The 15,023-nt window shown below is 66.2% G+C and carries 16 protein-coding genes and 1 tRNA gene; 11 read left to right on the top strand and 6 right to left on the bottom strand.

The features are described 5' to 3' along the window. The first annotated feature begins 66 nt into the window (after positions 1 to 66). Positions 67 to 1,500 carry a caspase domain-containing protein gene (locus QX041_RS31805; protein ID WP_315825741.1) on the top strand — a complete coding sequence of 478 codons (1,434 nt, stop codon included), beginning with the start codon at positions 67 to 69 and terminating at the stop codon, positions 1,498 to 1,500. Positions 1,501 to 1,537: 37 nt separating this feature from the next. On the opposite strand, the gene QX041_RS31810 is transcribed toward QX041_RS31805, so the two are convergent. Beyond that, positions 1,538 to 1,612 (bottom strand) — tRNA-Gly (locus tag QX041_RS31810). 288 nt (positions 1,613 to 1,900) lie between these two features. Between QX041_RS31810 and trxA the strand changes: the two genes are divergently transcribed. Together trxA and QX041_RS31820 are read left to right on the top strand one after the other, a co-directional pair. After that, complete coding sequence (trxA, locus tag QX041_RS31815) at positions 1,901 to 2,821, top strand: thioredoxin (RefSeq protein WP_315825740.1); 921 nt, start codon at positions 1,901 to 1,903, stop codon at positions 2,819 to 2,821. Between the two features lie 48 nt (positions 2,822 to 2,869). Next, a complete protein-coding gene (locus QX041_RS31820; protein ID WP_315825739.1) occupies positions 2,870 to 3,544 on the top strand; it encodes an LON peptidase substrate-binding domain-containing protein in 675 nt (224 codons plus the stop codon). Here the strand turns inward: QX041_RS31820 and QX041_RS31825 are convergent, their stop codons facing one another. The 3 genes from QX041_RS31825 to QX041_RS31835 all read right to left on the bottom strand — a co-directional run bounded on the left by QX041_RS31825 (position 3,545) and on the right by QX041_RS31835 (position 5,382). Then, a complete protein-coding gene (locus QX041_RS31825) occupies positions 3,545 to 4,375 on the bottom strand; it encodes an FTR1 family protein (RefSeq protein WP_315825738.1) in 831 nt (276 codons plus the stop codon). Between the two features lie 11 nt (positions 4,376 to 4,386). Further along, positions 4,387 to 4,734 (bottom strand): cupredoxin domain-containing protein, encoded by a 348-nt coding sequence (locus tag QX041_RS31830; protein ID WP_315750576.1) that lies wholly within the window; start codon positions 4,732 to 4,734, stop codon positions 4,387 to 4,389. Positions 4,735 to 5,031: 297 nt separating this feature from the next. After that, positions 5,032 to 5,382: a hypothetical protein gene (locus QX041_RS31835; RefSeq protein ID WP_315715852.1), complete on the bottom strand. Its 351-nt coding sequence runs from the start codon at positions 5,380 to 5,382 to the stop codon at positions 5,032 to 5,034. An 89-nt stretch (positions 5,383 to 5,471) separates the two neighbouring features. Here QX041_RS31835 and QX041_RS31840 point away from each other — a divergent pair, with 89 nt between their 5' ends. Genes QX041_RS31840 through QX041_RS31850 form a run of 3 tightly spaced genes read left to right on the top strand, consistent with a single transcriptional unit; the run spans position 5,472 to position 7,201 of the window. Further along, positions 5,472 to 6,014, top strand: coding sequence for a TetR/AcrR family transcriptional regulator (locus QX041_RS31840; protein ID WP_315715851.1), 543 nt, complete (start codon positions 5,472 to 5,474; stop codon positions 6,012 to 6,014). Positions 6,015 to 6,070: 56 nt separating this feature from the next. Next, on the top strand, positions 6,071 to 6,268 hold the full coding sequence (locus QX041_RS31845) for a Trm112 family protein (RefSeq protein ID WP_006613415.1): 198 nt from the start codon (positions 6,071 to 6,073) through the stop codon (positions 6,266 to 6,268). 3 nt (positions 6,269 to 6,271) lie between these two features. Further along, a complete protein-coding gene (locus QX041_RS31850; RefSeq protein WP_315825736.1) occupies positions 6,272 to 7,201 on the top strand; it encodes an alpha/beta hydrolase in 930 nt (309 codons plus the stop codon). An 86-nt stretch (positions 7,202 to 7,287) separates the two neighbouring features. On the opposite strand, the gene QX041_RS31855 is transcribed toward QX041_RS31850, so the two are convergent. Next, on the bottom strand, positions 7,288 to 8,508 hold the full coding sequence (locus QX041_RS31855; RefSeq protein WP_316167802.1) for a ubiquinone biosynthesis hydroxylase: 1,221 nt from the start codon (positions 8,506 to 8,508) through the stop codon (positions 7,288 to 7,290). A 155-nt stretch (positions 8,509 to 8,663) separates the two neighbouring features. Between QX041_RS31855 and tesB the strand changes: the two genes are divergently transcribed. Beyond that, the gene (gene tesB, locus QX041_RS31860; protein WP_315715848.1) at positions 8,664 to 9,539 is read left to right on the top strand and encodes an acyl-CoA thioesterase II; all 876 of its coding nucleotides are present in this window, start codon (positions 8,664 to 8,666) and stop codon (positions 9,537 to 9,539) included. A gap of 5 nt (positions 9,540 to 9,544) precedes the next feature. Here the strand turns inward: tesB and QX041_RS31865 are convergent, their stop codons facing one another. After that, positions 9,545 to 10,420: a DUF4339 domain-containing protein gene (locus QX041_RS31865; protein ID WP_316167803.1), complete on the bottom strand. Its 876-nt coding sequence runs from the start codon at positions 10,418 to 10,420 to the stop codon at positions 9,545 to 9,547. 208 nt (positions 10,421 to 10,628) lie between these two features. On the opposite strand from QX041_RS31865, the gene QX041_RS31870 reads away from it, so the two are divergent. The 4 genes from QX041_RS31870 to QX041_RS31885 all read left to right on the top strand — a co-directional run bounded on the left by QX041_RS31870 (position 10,629) and on the right by QX041_RS31885 (position 14,581). After that, a complete protein-coding gene (locus tag QX041_RS31870; RefSeq protein ID WP_172112996.1) occupies positions 10,629 to 10,967 on the top strand; it encodes a P-II family nitrogen regulator in 339 nt (112 codons plus the stop codon). A 90-nt stretch (positions 10,968 to 11,057) separates the two neighbouring features. Further along, positions 11,058 to 12,368, top strand: a complete 1,311-nt coding sequence (locus QX041_RS31875) for an ammonium transporter (RefSeq protein ID WP_315715846.1) — start codon at positions 11,058 to 11,060, stop codon at positions 12,366 to 12,368. Between the two features lie 332 nt (positions 12,369 to 12,700). Next, positions 12,701 to 13,039 carry a P-II family nitrogen regulator gene (locus QX041_RS31880; RefSeq protein WP_006611147.1) on the top strand — a complete coding sequence of 113 codons (339 nt, stop codon included), beginning with the start codon at positions 12,701 to 12,703 and terminating at the stop codon, positions 13,037 to 13,039. Between the two features lie 39 nt (positions 13,040 to 13,078). Continuing rightward, positions 13,079 to 14,581 (top strand): ammonium transporter, encoded by a 1,503-nt coding sequence (locus QX041_RS31885; protein WP_315715845.1) that lies wholly within the window; start codon positions 13,079 to 13,081, stop codon positions 14,579 to 14,581. Positions 14,582 to 15,023 lie beyond the last annotated feature (442 nt).

Here is a 15,023-nt window from a genome sequence, read left to right on the forward strand (position 1 = left end):
TCCTGCTTTGTTCGAAATGCGGTAAAATCATCGATCGAGCAGATCGGGTGACAGGAGATCGTTGGCATGCGTCGGGTGATCGGCCGAGTTGGACAGCTGCTGTCTGCAACCATCCTTGTCGTCGGCGCGATCCTGATCTCGACCGGGCCCGCTGCCGCTGACAAGCGGGTGGCGCTGGTGATCGGCAACGCCATCCACGAGCACGCACCGCTGCTGGAGGAGCCGGCGGCGGATGCCCGGCTGATCGCCGACAGCCTGTCGCGACTCGGCTTCACCCTGAGCGGCGGTGCCGCGCAGATCGATCTCGACCGACGCGGCTTCGATCGCGCGCTTGCCGAGTTCAAGGGCCGGATCGCGGACGCCGACGTCGCGCTGATCTATTATGCCGGCTATGGGCTCAACCTGGGCGGCGCCGATTATCTCGTCCCGGTCGACGCGGCACCGGCGACAGCTGCGGATCTCGAGACCGAGCTGCGCGACCTGACTGCAATTCTGCGCGAGCTGGGCGGATCGAGCCCCCGGCAGAACGTGATCATTCTCGACGCCTTCCGCTCCAATCCGTTCGCCGGGCGCGGCATTGCCGGTCTTGCCGCCGGCCTCGTCCCGGTCGACGTTTCCGCACGGACCGTGATCTCCTTTGCCGCACAGGCGGGGACGGCGGGACAGCGCGGCCCGGACGGTCAAGGCGTGTTCGCCGCCGCCCTTGCAGAGGCGCTGCAGCAGCCAGGCCAACGCCTGATCGAGACCTTCAACCAGACCAACGCGGCGGTGGAGCGAGCCACGGGCGGAGCGCAGCAGCCGCTCGTGATGTTCACGTCGATCGACGGCGGCGCTCAACTGAGCGCCGCTGCGGCGAAGCCGGCGCAGCCCGCTGGCCCCGCCGCCGCCCGGAGCAACGCTCCCGTTTCGAGCCCGACCGCATCGTCCGACGCGGCAGATGCGCGGACGCCCGGACTTGCCGTGCTGTATGATGAGGATCTCTCCGACCCCAAGGGTAAGCGCTATTCCGGCTCGGTCACCTGGCGGACGGAGACGGTCAAGAAGGCACAATCGGGACGGCCCACGCCGGTGATCCGTGGCGAGATCGACATTCCCGAGCGCAAACTGAAGGTCAGCCTGCAGTTGCGCCGCAACGACGATCCCAGCCTGCCGGCCAGCCATGTCGCCGAGCTCACATTCAGGCCCGCTGCCGATTTCGTCGGTGGCGGCATCAGCAGCGTCCCAGGAATGCTGATGAAGACGGATGAGAAGTCGCGCGGGACGCCGCTTGCCGGGCTTTCCGTCAAGATCACCGAAGGTTCGTTCCTGGTGGGCTTGTCCAACGTCGAGGCCGATCGCGCGCGCAACGAGGAGCTGCTCGCACGGCGCGAATGGTTCGACATCCCGGTCGTCTATGCGAACCAGCGCCGCGGCATCCTCGCAATCGGCAAAGGTCCCAGTGGAGATCGGGTATTCGCCGACGTGCTCGCGGCCTGGGACAAATCCCCGCCGACAAAATGATGAGGCACGAGACGAAGGAACAACGGAGCGAAATTTTTGGAGCGGGCGAAGGGGTTCGAACCCTCGACCCCGACCTTGGCAAGGTCGTGCTCTACCACTGAGCTACACCCGCATCCGTGACGCCTTGGCGGCGTGGCCGCCAGCGACGGGCAGACCTATGCCAAATGCCGCGGACGAATGCAACAGGTCTGCGACAGGTTTCGTACGCCGGCGACGTTCAAATTTTAGCGGCCGGGACCGGCCGAACCGGGCTGAGACCTGCCCATCACCGGACCGCGATGGGCGCTGATTGAAATTTCCAGCTGGACCGCCACTTAAAGTGAAAGAAAACGTGTATTGAGGCGCGGCGGCGGCCGGTTCCCGGTCGCCGTTCATCGGAATTTTTCGGACGAGGGACCCCGTGACCATTGTTGAGCAGGGCGGCGGACCGGCGCCGCAGGTGCCGGATCTGATCAAGGACACCACGACGCAGAGCTTCGTGAAGGACGTCATCGAGGAATCGAAGCGGCAGCCGGTCCTCATCGACTTCTGGGCGCCGTGGTGCGGACCGTGCAAGCAGCTGACGCCCATCCTGGAAAAAGCCGTCAAGGCCGCCAAGGGCAAGGTCAAGCTGGTCAAGATGAACATCGACGAGCATCCGGCCATCCCTGGCCAGATGGGCATCCAGTCGATTCCGGCTGTGATCGCGTTCGTCGGCGGACGGCCCGCCGATGGGTTCATGGGTGCCGTGCCCGAGAGCCAGGTCGCCGCCTTCATCGAAAAGATCACCAAGGGCGTTCCCGGCGCCGGCGAGCCCGACATCGCCGAAATCCTCAAGGAAGCCGAAGCGGTTCTCGCTGAAGGCGATGCGGCCGGCGCGGCCGAGATCTATGCCGAGGTGCTCGCGATCGATGCCGCCAACATCCCCGCGATCGCCGGGCTTGCGAAGTGCCAGGTCGAGCTCGGCGCGATCGACGAGGCCAAGCAGACGCTTGCGATGGTCCCGGACTCCAAGCGCAGCGATTCGGCGGTCTCCGCCGTGCAGGCCGCGATCGATCTGGCAGAGCAGGCCCAGTCGCTTGGGCCGGTCGGCGAGCTCGAACAGAAGGTCGCCGCCAATCCGCTCGACCACCAGGCGCGTTTTGACCTGGCGACCGCACTGAACGCCGCGGGCAAGCGGAAGGAAGCCACCGACCAGCTGCTCGAGATCGTGAAGCGTGACCGCAAATGGAACGAAGACGGCGCGCGTAAGCAGCTCGTGCAGTTCTTCGAAGCCTGGGGCGGCGCCGACGAGGCCACCATCGAGGGCCGCAAGCGGCTGTCGACGATCCTGTTTTCGTAACCCGGCTGGACGGGACGCGCGCTCGTTCCAGCGGACACGAGGTATCGCATGCCGATCAATGCCGAATATCGCGGTCCCGCCGAGCTTCCGGAGATCGTTCCGGTGTTTCCGTTGGCGGGAGCCTTGCTGCTGCCGCGCGGCCAAATGCCGCTCAACATCTTCGAGCCGCGTTATCTCGCGATGGTCGACGATGCGCTTCGTGACGGCCATCGGCTCATCGGCATGATCCAGCCCGACGTCACGCACTCCTCCAGCGAGGAGCGCCCGGTGCTGTTCAAGGTCGGCTGCGTCGGCCGGATCACGCAGCTCGCCGAGTCCGGCGATGGCCGCTACATCCTCGAGCTCACCGGCGTGTCCCGCTTCAAGGTGGTCGAGGAAATGACGGTGCTCACGCCCTATCGGCAGTGCAAGGTCGATTATTTCCCGTTCGTCGATGATTTCACGGCGCGCAAGGGTGAAGAGGCGGTGGACCGCGAAGCGCTGCTCGCGGTTCTCACCGACTTCCTCAAGGCGAACAATCTCAAGGTCGACTGGGCCGGCATCGAAGCGGCGCCGAACGAAGCGCTCGTGAACGCGCTGGCGATGATGTCGCCCTATGGTCCGGCGGAGAAGCAGGCGATGCTCGAGGCGCCGGACCTGAAGACCCGCGCCGAAATCCTTATCGCCGTGACCGAGATGGATCTCGCCAAGAAGCGGACCTCGGGCGATCCGCCGCTGCAATGATCACTCGGCGGGAGCCGCGCGCGGCGCTGGCGGGGCCGCCGTCAGGCGCATCAGTGCGATGGTGGTGACGATCACCCCGATGTAGACTGCGAGCTGCATCGCGGTAGGCTGATCCGTATAGCCGATCAGAGCCTTGAGCGTCCGCCCGGCGACGCCACGCTCGGGCAGAACCGCGCTCGAATCCCACACCACATGGTCGAACGTTGTCAGCCAGTTGGCGCGGGCGAGAAAGACCACCGCCTGCGCGGCCATTCCCGCCGACAGCAGGGTGATCAGCACGGTGGTGGTCTTGAACAGCGCGCGCGGCGGGATGCGCATCAGGCCGAGATAGGTCGCGAGACAGACGGCAACGCCGAGCAGCAGGCCAAGGACGCCGCCACCGAGCAGCGCCCGCCCGCTGCCGTCGCCGGAGGCCGCGACCCCATAGAGAAACAGCGCGACCTCGCTGCCCTCGCGCAACACGGCGATGGCGATCACGGTCGCCAGCGCGACCAGCGGCTTGGCGCCGTCTGCCACCGCCTGGCCCATCGTCCGCAGCTCAGTGCTCATCTCGCGGCCGTGCCGGGCCATCCAGACATTGTGCCAGGTCAGCATGATCACGGCAGCCGACAGGATCCCCGCATTGAACAATTCCTGCCCCATGCCTTCAAAGAGCTGGGTCAACGTTCCCGCGAACGCCGCGACGATGCATGCGCCGACCAGGCCGGCAAACAGCCCCGCGCCGATCCAGCGCAGGCGATGCGGGACCGCGCTGGTGACGGCAAGCACGATGCCGACGATCAGGCCGGCTTCGAACACTTCGCGGAAGACGATGATCAGGGCGGCGAGCATGGGATATGGACCTATTGGACGTTGACGAAGCCGCGGGCCTTTTCGTTGAAGTCGTTGTAGAACTCGTAGCGCCCGGACTTCATGGCGCGGACGTTGAGCACCGCCTCGCTGTTGGCCGCGATCACCTTCTCGACCTTCAGGGTCTCGCTCTCGAACTCGATGGCCTTGCCCTCCATGTTCCGGACGCGGATGGTCAGCGGCGCGTCCGCAGGAACGGTCGGCTCCTTGGGCTCGAATTGACCGTTGGCATAGGTGAGGCAGATCTCGCTCGATCCCCCGGCGTGCGCCTGCGCTGCCATCAACAGCACGCCGACGCTTCCACCTACGACGACCAACTTCCGCACCACGTCGACCAACATCGATCCGTCCCCTCTCCTATCCAGACAAGCAAATCGGAGAACGGTTGTGCGCCCGGATCGATGTCGACGCCGGGCACCCGTTCGCGACGACGAACAGCTAAGCGGCTCGTCGCCGTGTCTGCAAAGAGACTCCTTCTAAGTTGGAACCATTCTTGGCGAATGTGTCGTGGCAGTGGCCTCGCGGTGAACGGAGTGCGGCCGAACAGCAGTTGAGGCGACGCGGCGGTTACGGAGCGTCGCGATGCCTTCCTCTCGCCGGGTACGTGGCGGCGCTGCGGTGGACCGGGATTCGCCGCGTCAGTAGCCGGCGATGGCGAGACTGACTACGCCGGCGAGCATGACCCAGCCGAAATGCCGCCCGCGCGTCGCGAGCGCATTGGCGCCTGCGGCGAAAGCGAACACGACGATGACCGTGGTCACCGTCCAATGCCGCGCCGACTCCGACGCCATTTGCGGGGCGACGGCGAGCAGCACGCCACAGCCGATCCACGCCACCGTGCCAGTCTGCCAGACCAGCCGCAGCAGGGTTCGCAGCCGCTCCGGCGAGATGGTGGCACGCGCGAAAACCGTCGTCTCGCCGAGCACGCCGTGGATCACGGCGACGGTGATCGCCATCAGCCCCGCGGTCACGAGCAGCGCATCGCGCATGGCACGCCTCCATACAGTTATGTATGGACAATGCACGAAGCCCTGGCGGTCGTCAATACAGCTGTGTATGGTCGTCTCATGGTGACGACATGACCGATCAGCTCTCGGCCGACGATTGGCTGACACAGGGATTGAAGGTGCTGGCCAGCCGGGGCTTCACCGCGCTGAAGGCGGAGCCGCTGGCGAAAGCCTTGGGCGTGTCGCGCGGCAGCTTCTACTGGCATTTCGCCGATGTGGCCGGGTTTCACGCGGCCCTCCTCAAGAAGTGGCGGGAGATTGCGGCCGAGCAGATCATCACCGGGGTGGAGGCGAACGCCGGCGACCAGCCGGCCATTGCCGTGCTCCTCCGCCGCGCGTTCAACGTCAAGCTCACCCTGGAGCGCGCCGTGCGCAACTGGGCCGGATCCGACCCCGCCGCGCGGCAGGCTGTCCAAGCCATCGACAGGCGCCGGCTGGGCTATGTCGAGAGCCTGCTTGCAGCCGAGGGACTAGTGCCGGCGATCGCGCGCGCACGCGCCCAGGTGCTGTACTGGACCTTCCTCGGCCACGCGCTGTCGGATCGGCCGTTGCCGGCCGAGCAACTGGACGCGGTCATCGACGAGCTGATCCGGATCGCCCGGCACATGCCTTGAAGCACGACAAGCGAGCGGACGTTATGCTACAGAGGCGCCCGCCGGAGACCCTTGCCATGAACGCCCCGCTCGAACGCCCCGCCAATTCCGTCGATCCCAAGCTGCTCGAGATCCTGGTCTGCCCGATGACCAAGGGCCCGCTGGAATACGACGCGGCGAAACAGGAGCTGGTCTCGCGGTCGGCGAAGCTCGCCTACCCGATCCGCGATGGCATCCCGATCATGCTGCCCGAGGAAGCGCGGAAGATCGACTGACCGATGCGGCCCGTCGTGATCCGCTGTGCGCTCGCCGTGGCGCTGATGGCCCTCGCTTCGGGGGTCTCGGCCGAGGAGAGCGCCGTCCGCATTGGCGCACTCGACGCCGTCCTGACGACGCCAGCGGGTGTCGAGCGCCCGCCGGTGGCGCTGCTGATCGCCGGCTCCGGGTCGACGGACCGGGATGGCAACGGGCCGCAGCTCAAGCCGGCGACCTTGAAGAAGCTCGCCGAGCAGCTCGTTACCCAAGGCATCGCCAGCCTGCGCTACGACAAGCGCGGCGCGCGGGGGTGGAAGGCGGAATTCGGCCGCCCGGAAGACTTCCGCTTCAAGGACTACGTCGACGACGCCGCCGCGCTGGTCGACTTCCTGCGCGGCAAGTTCGCCCGCATCGTTCTCGTCGGCCACAGCGAGGGCGGCCTGGTCGCCATCCTCACCGCCCGCCGCACCCCGGTCGACCGCCTCGTGCTGCTCACGACGTCGGCGCGGCGGCAGGGCGACCTGTTGAAGGCGCAGCTAGAGAAGAAGCTGCCGGCCGCGAAGATGGAGCCGGTCGCCAAGGCGATCGACGCCATCATGGCCGGGCAGGTCGTGGACCCGCCACCGCCCGAGCTGCCGGTCGCACCGAGCATGCAGCCCAGCATCGGCTCCGCCTTTGCCGAGGACCCGATCGATCCACTGAAGCAGCTCACGATCCCGATTCTGATCGTCGGCGGCGCCCGCGACCACCAGATCGCACGCCTCGACATGGTCGCGCTCGCCGCCGCCGCACCGACCGCCAAGTCGCTGTGGCTGCCGGAGATGAACCACGTCCTGGTCGACGTCGCCAACGAGGACGAGAACCTCGCCTCCTACAACGACCCCGACCGTCCGCTCGACCCCGACATGGTCGAGGCCGTCGCCGGCTTCATCGCCGCCGCAGGCCCGCGCTGAGCTCTTTGTTCGAGCATGATCTCCGCGCAAACGCCTTCGGCGTTTGTCGCGAGGGAAGACCGGTTCCCGTTTTTCCGGATCATGCTCTACAGCGCCTCACCCTTCAGCAGCCGTGGCATCTCTCCGGTGAGGCCCGCGGCCTGCTTGATGAACAGCTCCTTCAACGGCGGCGCGCGATCGACGATGCCAAGGCCGATGTCGCGCACGGCCCGCAACAGCGTCGACTTGTTCGAGAACAGGAAGTTCAGCGAATTGGTGGCAACGCCCATCGCCATCGTGTCGAAGCGGCGCCAGCGCTGGTAGCGTTCGAGGACATCGACCTGCCCCGGATCGATCCCCATTCTTGCCGCATCGACCACGACCTCGGCCAGTGCGGCGACGTCTTTCAGCCCCATGTTGAGCCCCTGCCCCGCGATGGGGTGGATCACATGGGCGGCGTCGCCGACCAGCGCCAGCCGCGGCGCGATGAACGAGCGGGCGACGAAGTAGGACAGCGGAAAAGCGCGCGGCTGGTCGAGCACCTTCAACTCGCCGAGATGCAGACCGGCGCGCCTCTCCAGCTCGGCGTGGAATTCATCCGCGCTGAGCGCGACGAGGCGCTTCGCCTCGGCGCGCCGCTCGGTCCACACCAGCGAGGAGCGCTTGCCGGTCAGCGGCAGGATCGCGAATGGTCCGGGCGGAAGAAAATGCTCCTCGGCGCGGCCGCCATGGTCGCGCTCATGACCGATGGTCGCGACGATGCCGGACTGGTCATAGTCCCAGCCATGGGTCTGGATGCCCGCGCGCTCGCGCAGCTTCGAACGCGCGCCGTCAGCGGCCACCAGCAGGCTCGCCTCGAGCTGGCTGCCGTCGCCCAGAGTCACCGCGATGCCGTCGGCCCGCGTCACGAAGCCGGTCACCGGCATCGCCTTGAGCTCGACGCCTGCGGCCTCCGCATGCCGCACCAGCGCGTCGATCAAGAGCCGGTTCTCGACCATGTGCGCGAACGGCTCGCCGGCCTCGACCTGGCCCGCAAACGTCAGGAACGACGGGCGGGTCGCGTCCTCGAGCTTGGAATCGGTAATGACCATGTCGAGGATCGGCTGCGCCTGCGGCGCCACGTCCGCCCAGACCCCGATCACATCGAACAGCTTGCGGCACGCCGCGACGATGGCGCTGGCGCGTGGATCGCGGCTCGGCCGGTTGGCGAGCGCCGGGTCGGCCACGATCACCGGCACTTCGGGACCGAGCCCCTGCCGAAGCGCGAGCGCGAGCGCCAGGCCGGCAAAGGCCCCGCCACAAATGACAATGCTTCGCTGTGTCGTCATGCCACCCTGCTCACAGTTACTCTTGCGGGAGGATTATAGCTGGGCGAAACAGGGGCGTGAACCAAGGGCTGCCACCCGAGGCCATCAATTCCGGATGCCTGATCCCGCGAGAACGGGACCGGAGCGGCCGGCCGAGCCAGCGAAAGCACCACGCCATGTCCAAGGGACTGATCGACCTGATCTCGATCCTCGATCTCGAGCCGATCGAGGTGAACCTGTTCCGCGGCAACAGCCCGAAGACGAGCTGGCAGCGCGTGTTCGGCGGCCAGGTGATCGGCCAGGCGATGATGGCGGCCTGCCGCACCGTCGAGGGCCGGCTGCCGCATTCGCTGCACTGCTACTTCATCCTGCCCGGCGACCCGCAGGTGCCGATCATCTACCAGGTCGAGCGTCTGCGCGACGGCAAGAGCTATGCGACGCGTCGCGTCACCGCGATCCAACACGGCAATGCGATCTTCTCGATCATGGTGTCGTTCCACAGCGACGAGGAGAGCGCGTTCAACCACCAGGACAAGATGCCGGACGTGCCGCCGCCGGAGAAGCTGACGGCGGAGGAGATCTCCAAGCAGCCGATGTTTCAGGAGGTCTTCCAAAGGATGCCGGACTTCATCCGCCGCTACTACGAATCCGACCGGCCGATCGAGCTGCGCCCCGTCGAACTGAACCGGTACTTCGGCCAGAAGATCGAGGATGGCCGCATCAACGTCTGGATCAAGACGGCGGCGAAGCTGCCCGATGATCCGGCGCTGCACATGTGCGCGCTGGCCTATGCGTCGGACTTCTCGCTGCTCGACGCGGTCATGGCGCGCTATGGCCGCACCTTGTTCGACAAGCGCATGATGCCGGCCTCGCTGGATCATGCGATGTGGTTTCACCGGCCGTTCCGCGCCGACGAATGGCTGCTCTATGCGCAGGATTCGCCGAGCGCGCAGGGCGGCCGCGGGCTCACCCGCGGCTCGATCTTCAAGCCCGACGGCACGCTGGTCGCCTCCGTCGCGCAGGAGGGCTCGATCCGCGAGCGCCGGGCCTAGCCGCATCACACCGGCTGTGCCGTCCGCGGGACGACCGCGAATTGCGACACGTACCAGGCGCTGTACCAGCGCAGCAGCCACGGGATCGGAATGATCACCGAGCAGCCGAGCACGAACGCGAAGGTGCGCCACAGCACCTGCAGGCCCGAGCCGGTGAACACGACCTCGCGCCGCGTCCCCTGGATGTTGCGGCAGACCCAGCGCATCCAGGCGGTCAGCACCCAGGCCCAGCCGATGACGGTGATGCCCGACACGATCATCAGCAGGTACCAGCCGGCATAGACGACGGGGCTGCCTTCGAAATGGATCGGCAACCGCTCGCCATTCGAAGCGAGGTTGCTCAGCAGCCAGCGCAGCACCATCCAGCCCAGGAACGCCGGGGCAACCAGCGAGATCAGGTTGAGGATCGGCCGGTCGCTGAGGCCGACGTAGGCCAGCACGCCCATCGCGATGAAGACGTACCAGATGTCGAGCGGCTGGCCGGTGAAGGTGAGGTTCGGCCGGCCGGGCACCCGCATCCGCTCGATCACGTAGCGGTAGAGATAGACAGCGGTCCAGGGCGTGATCACCACCAGGAACTGGCCGACGACATACAGCAGTGTCCAGCCGAGATAGGACCAGGTGTCCAGCTTGACCGAGAGCGCGCCGCCCGACGCAGGCACGCCGGCCTCGAACGCGGGCGGGACGCCGGGGGAGATGCTCGGCACGCCCGACATCAGGCCGGGAATGCGCCCGGCCTTCTCCCAGCCGGCCATGCCGTCGCTCCACAGCAGCGTCTCGACCGTGACGACACCCCGGGCGATCAGGTCGCGCAGTTCGTCTTCCGAAATGGGGCCCTGTTGCTGGCCTTGCGCCGCGTAATACCAGGAACGATTCGACATGGGATGTCCTTGAATGGAGGATGGCAGGAAAACGTCTTCAGTCTGTCGGGCGATGTCGCGTTCCGTTCAGTGATATCCGTCACTCCTTGACGTTTTCGCTTAACGCTGCGCTGATTTTGTGCCATTTGCCTAGGAACAGGCCAAAACGGCCATCCCAAGCCTGCCTCCGAAACAGGCTGCTTCTACCTGAGGAAACCAGGGCCCGCCCATGAAGCTCGTCGTCGCGATCATCAAACCCTTCAAGCTCGACGAGGTGCGCCAAGCCCTCACCGCGATCGGCGTCCACGGCATGACCGTCACCGAGGTCAAGGGCTACGGCCGCCAGAAGGGCCATACCGAGATCTACCGGGGCGCCGAATATATCGTGAACTTCCTGCCCAAGCTGCGCATCGAGATCGCGGTCAACTCGGACATCGCCGAGAAGGCGGTCGAGGTGATCACGACGCACGCGCGCACCGGCCAGATCGGCGACGGCAAGATCTTCGTGACGCCGATCGATCATGCCCGCCGCATCCGCACCGGCGAAACCGACACCGACGCACTCTAAGCCCGTCAAGCAGCCGCAACGGCTGCACGCCCGCCGCAACGGCGCGGCGGACTGCAAAATCCTAACATCTGACATGCCGGGGGGACTGTCATGGAGACCAGCGCGTCTCGTAGCCTGCGCGCGTCTGCAGCATTGGCTGCAGCGGGAGCGATTGCCTTCACCACGCCAGCAGCGGCCGCAGCGCCGTCCACGATCGAACCGGCCGACACCGCCTGGATGATCGTCGCCACCGCTTTGGTGCTGATGATGACCATTCCGGGTCTGGCGCTGTTCTACTCGGGCATGGTGCGCAAGAAGAACGTACTGGCGACGATGGCGCAGAGCCTCGCAGCCGTGATGCTGATCTCGATCCTGTGGGTCGCATTCGGCTACTCGCTGGCCTTCGTCGGCGACGGCACCTGGATCGGCTCGCTCGACCGCGCCTTCCTCGCCGGCATGGGCATGGACAGCGTCCATCCCGGCGCCAAGACGATCCCCGAGTCGCTGTTCATGCTGTACCAGATGACGTTCGCGATCATCACGGTGGCTCTGGTGGCGGGCTCGGTCGCCGACCGCATGCGCTTCTCCGCCTACCTCCTGTTCAGCATCGCATGGTTCATCTTCGTCTATGTGCCACTGGCGCATTGGATCTGGGGCGGCGGCTTTCTCGCTCAGGCCGGCGTGGTCGACTTCGCCGGCGGTCTCGTCGTGCATCTCTCCGCGGGCACCGCGGGATTGGTCGCCGCGCTGGTGATGGGACGCCGCCAGGGCTACGGCAGTGAGAACCTCTCGCCGTTCGACCTGTCGCTCGCGGTGGTCGGCACCGGCCTGCTCTGGGTCGGCTGGTTCGGCTTCAATGGCGGCTCGGCGCTCGGGGCGAATGCGCATGCGGTGATGGCGATCCTGACGACGCATCTGGCCGCCTGCGCCGGCGCCGTCACCTGGGGCGCGCTGGAATGGTCGACGCGGCGCAAGCCGTCTGTGCTCGGCATGATCTCGGGCGCGGTGGCCGGCCTCGGCACCATCACGCCCGCGTCCGGCTTCGTCGCCCCCTGGCATGGGCTGGTGATCGGCGCGCTCGCTGGTATCATCTGCTACTGGGCCTGCACCTCGCTGAAGCACCGCTTCAACTATGACGATTCGCTCGACGTGTTCGGCGTCCACGGCGTCGGCGGCCTCACCGGCACCGTGCTGGCCGGCGTGTTCGCGACCGCCGCGATCGGCGGCACGGCGGGGCTGATCGAGGGCAACCCGAAGCAGCTTGCGGCCCAGCTCTACGGCGTCGCCGTCACCCTGGTGTGGTCGGGCGGCGTCACCTGGGGGCTCCTGAAGCTGGTCAGCGCCTTCGTGCCGCTGCGGGTGTCGCGTGAGCACGAGCTGGAAGGACTCGACATCTCCCAGCATGGCGAGGCGCTGCAATAGCTGCAGCAATTGACGCCAATTGACCTGTTCGGCGCCGCAGGATTCTGCCCGCGCGCTGAGCAGCATTGTGTCTTGAGCCTGACATGCGCAACTTTTGCGCATGCCTGCCCATTCCTTGAGCGCGACGGAATAGCGCAGCCCCTGCTGCCCCTCCCGAGGGGTGAAAAGGCCAGGATTCACCGCTCGTTAGCCCTGACCAGCCGTCTGGCACGGCATTTGATTCTATCGCTCCCGGCTGTGCCCGCGTCGTGAAGATTTCTCCGCGTGGTGAACCTCAGTCGACAGGAAGCGCTCGGTAACGTCCGTGCCGGGCCCAAGCGGGGATAGGACCCATGAAAATTGTTATGGCGATCATTAAGCCATTCAAGCTCGAAGAAGTCCGGGACGCCCTGACCGCCATCGGCGTTCATGGTCTCACGGTGACGGAAGTGAAGGGGTACGGCCGTCAGAAAGGTCATACGGAAATCTACCGCGGCGCCGAATATGCGGTGAGCTTCCTGCCCAAGATCAAGATCGAGGTCGCGATCCCCTCCGACCAGGTCGACAAGACCATCGATGCGATCAGCTCGGCCGCCAAGACCGGCCAGATCGGCGACGGCAAGATCTTCGTCATCAGCCTCGACCACGCCGTGCGTATCCGCACCGGCGAAGCGGACGCTGCGGCCCTTTGATTTCGCGCTCAAACCAGAACACTTACGGAGTACAATAAAATGACGTTCAAGCGTCCAACCAGCGCGGGATGGGTTACGCTCGCAATTGCAGGGCTCTGCGTCGCAGGCCTCGTCGATGTGGCGTTCGCCGAGGACGCGCCTGCCGCCGCTGCCGCAGCCGCCCCGGTTCCCAACAAGGGCGACGTCGCCTGGATGCTCGTGTCCAGCGCGCTCGTCCTGATGATGTCCATCCCCGGCCTCGCGCTGTTCTATGGCGGCCTCGTCCGCACCAAGAACATGGCCTCGGTCCTCACCCAGGTGTTCGCCATCGTCGCCATGGTCGGCGTGGTCTGGACGCTCTACGGCTACTCGCTCGCCTTCACCGACGGCGGCAGCATGACCTCGTGGGTGGGCGGCTTCTCCAAGGCCTTCCTGCACGGCGTCGACGCCAACTCGACCGTTCCGACCTTCTCGAACGGCGTGGTGATCCCGGAGCTGGCCTACTTCGTGTTCCAGATGACCTTCGCGATGATCACCCCGGCCCTGATCGTCGGCGCCTTCGCCGAACGCATCAAGTTCTCGGCGGTGATGCTGTTCATCCTGCTCTGGGTGACCTTCATCTACTTCCCGATCGCGCACTGGGTCTGGTACATCGCCGCTCCCGATGACGTCGCTGCTGCTGCCAAGGCTCTCGCTGCCGCTGGCGACGCTGCCGCCAAGACCGCCGCCCAGGCCAAGCTCGACGAAGTCACCGGTGCTGTCGGCTGGCTCGCCGGCGCCGGCGCTCTCGACTTCGCGGGCGGCACCGTCGTTCACATCAACGCCGGCATTGCCGGTCTGGTGGGCGCGGTTCTGATCGGCAAGCGCACCGGCTACGGCAAGGAGCTGATGGCTCCGCACTCGCTGACCATGACCATGATCGGCGCCGCGCTGCTGTGGGTCGGCTGGTTCGGCTTCAATGCCGGCTCCAACCTGGAATCGAACGGCGTCACCGCCCTGGCCTTCGTCAACACCATGGTCGCGACCGCCGGTGCGGCGCTGTCCTGGCTGCTGTGCGAATGGGCCGTCAAGGGCAAGCCGTCGCTGCTCGGCATCTGCTCGGGCGCGGTCGCCGGTCTCGTCGCCGTTACCCCGGCCTCCGGTTATGCCGGTCCGATCGGCGCGCTGGTGCTCGGCCTGATCGTCTCCCCGGTCTGCCTGTTCTTCGTCTCCACCGTGAAGAACGCGCTGGGCTATGACGACGCGCTCGACGTTTTCGGCGTGCACTGCATCGGCGGCATCATCGGCGCTCTGGCCACCGGCATCCTGGTCAACCCGGCTCTGGGTGGCGTCGGCATCACCGACTACACCAACATCACCGGCAACAACGCCGGCACCTACGACTTCGCCACGCAGATGCTGGCGCAGATCAAGGCTGTCGTCGCCACGCTGGTATGGTCGGGTGTCGGCTCGGCGATCCTCTACAAGGTCGTCGACGTGATCATCGGCCTGCGCCCGACCGTGGAGCAGGAGCGCGAGGGTCTCGACATCACCGACCACGGCGAGCGCGCCTACAACTACTGAGTTCTCCCGGGACTTGGTCGTACGCGACCAGGTCCGCAACTTCGGTTCGGGCAAATACCCGGCAATGCCCTGACCGTTGAGGGGCTCCAGCGCAAGCTGGGGCCCCTTTCTTTGTGTTTGGATCGTGAGGGCCGAGCGCGCGCCAAATAGCCGATGTCGTCCCTGCGAACGCAGGGACCCATACCGCGTGATGTTTGTAAGAGGCAGGCTGCGAGTCCGTGCAAGACAACTGAACCCTGTGGTTATGGATCCCGGGTCGGCGCGCTTCGCGCTTGCCCGGGACGACAGCTGTGGTTGGCGGTCCCGGCGTTGCCTCGACAAGCAGCTCGAAGGCGAACGATCTCGTTCTCGCGACACGATGCGCCCGAGCTGTGCTGAAACTATCGCCCTCCTCAAACAGAGGGCGCAGGGAAGGCCGGGCGCTGGCCGCGCCCGTGGCCCG

The sequence above is a fragment of the Bradyrhizobium sp. SZCCHNRI2009 genome (genome assembly GCF_032485115.1).
Lineage (GTDB): Bacteria > Pseudomonadota > Alphaproteobacteria > Rhizobiales > Xanthobacteraceae > Bradyrhizobium.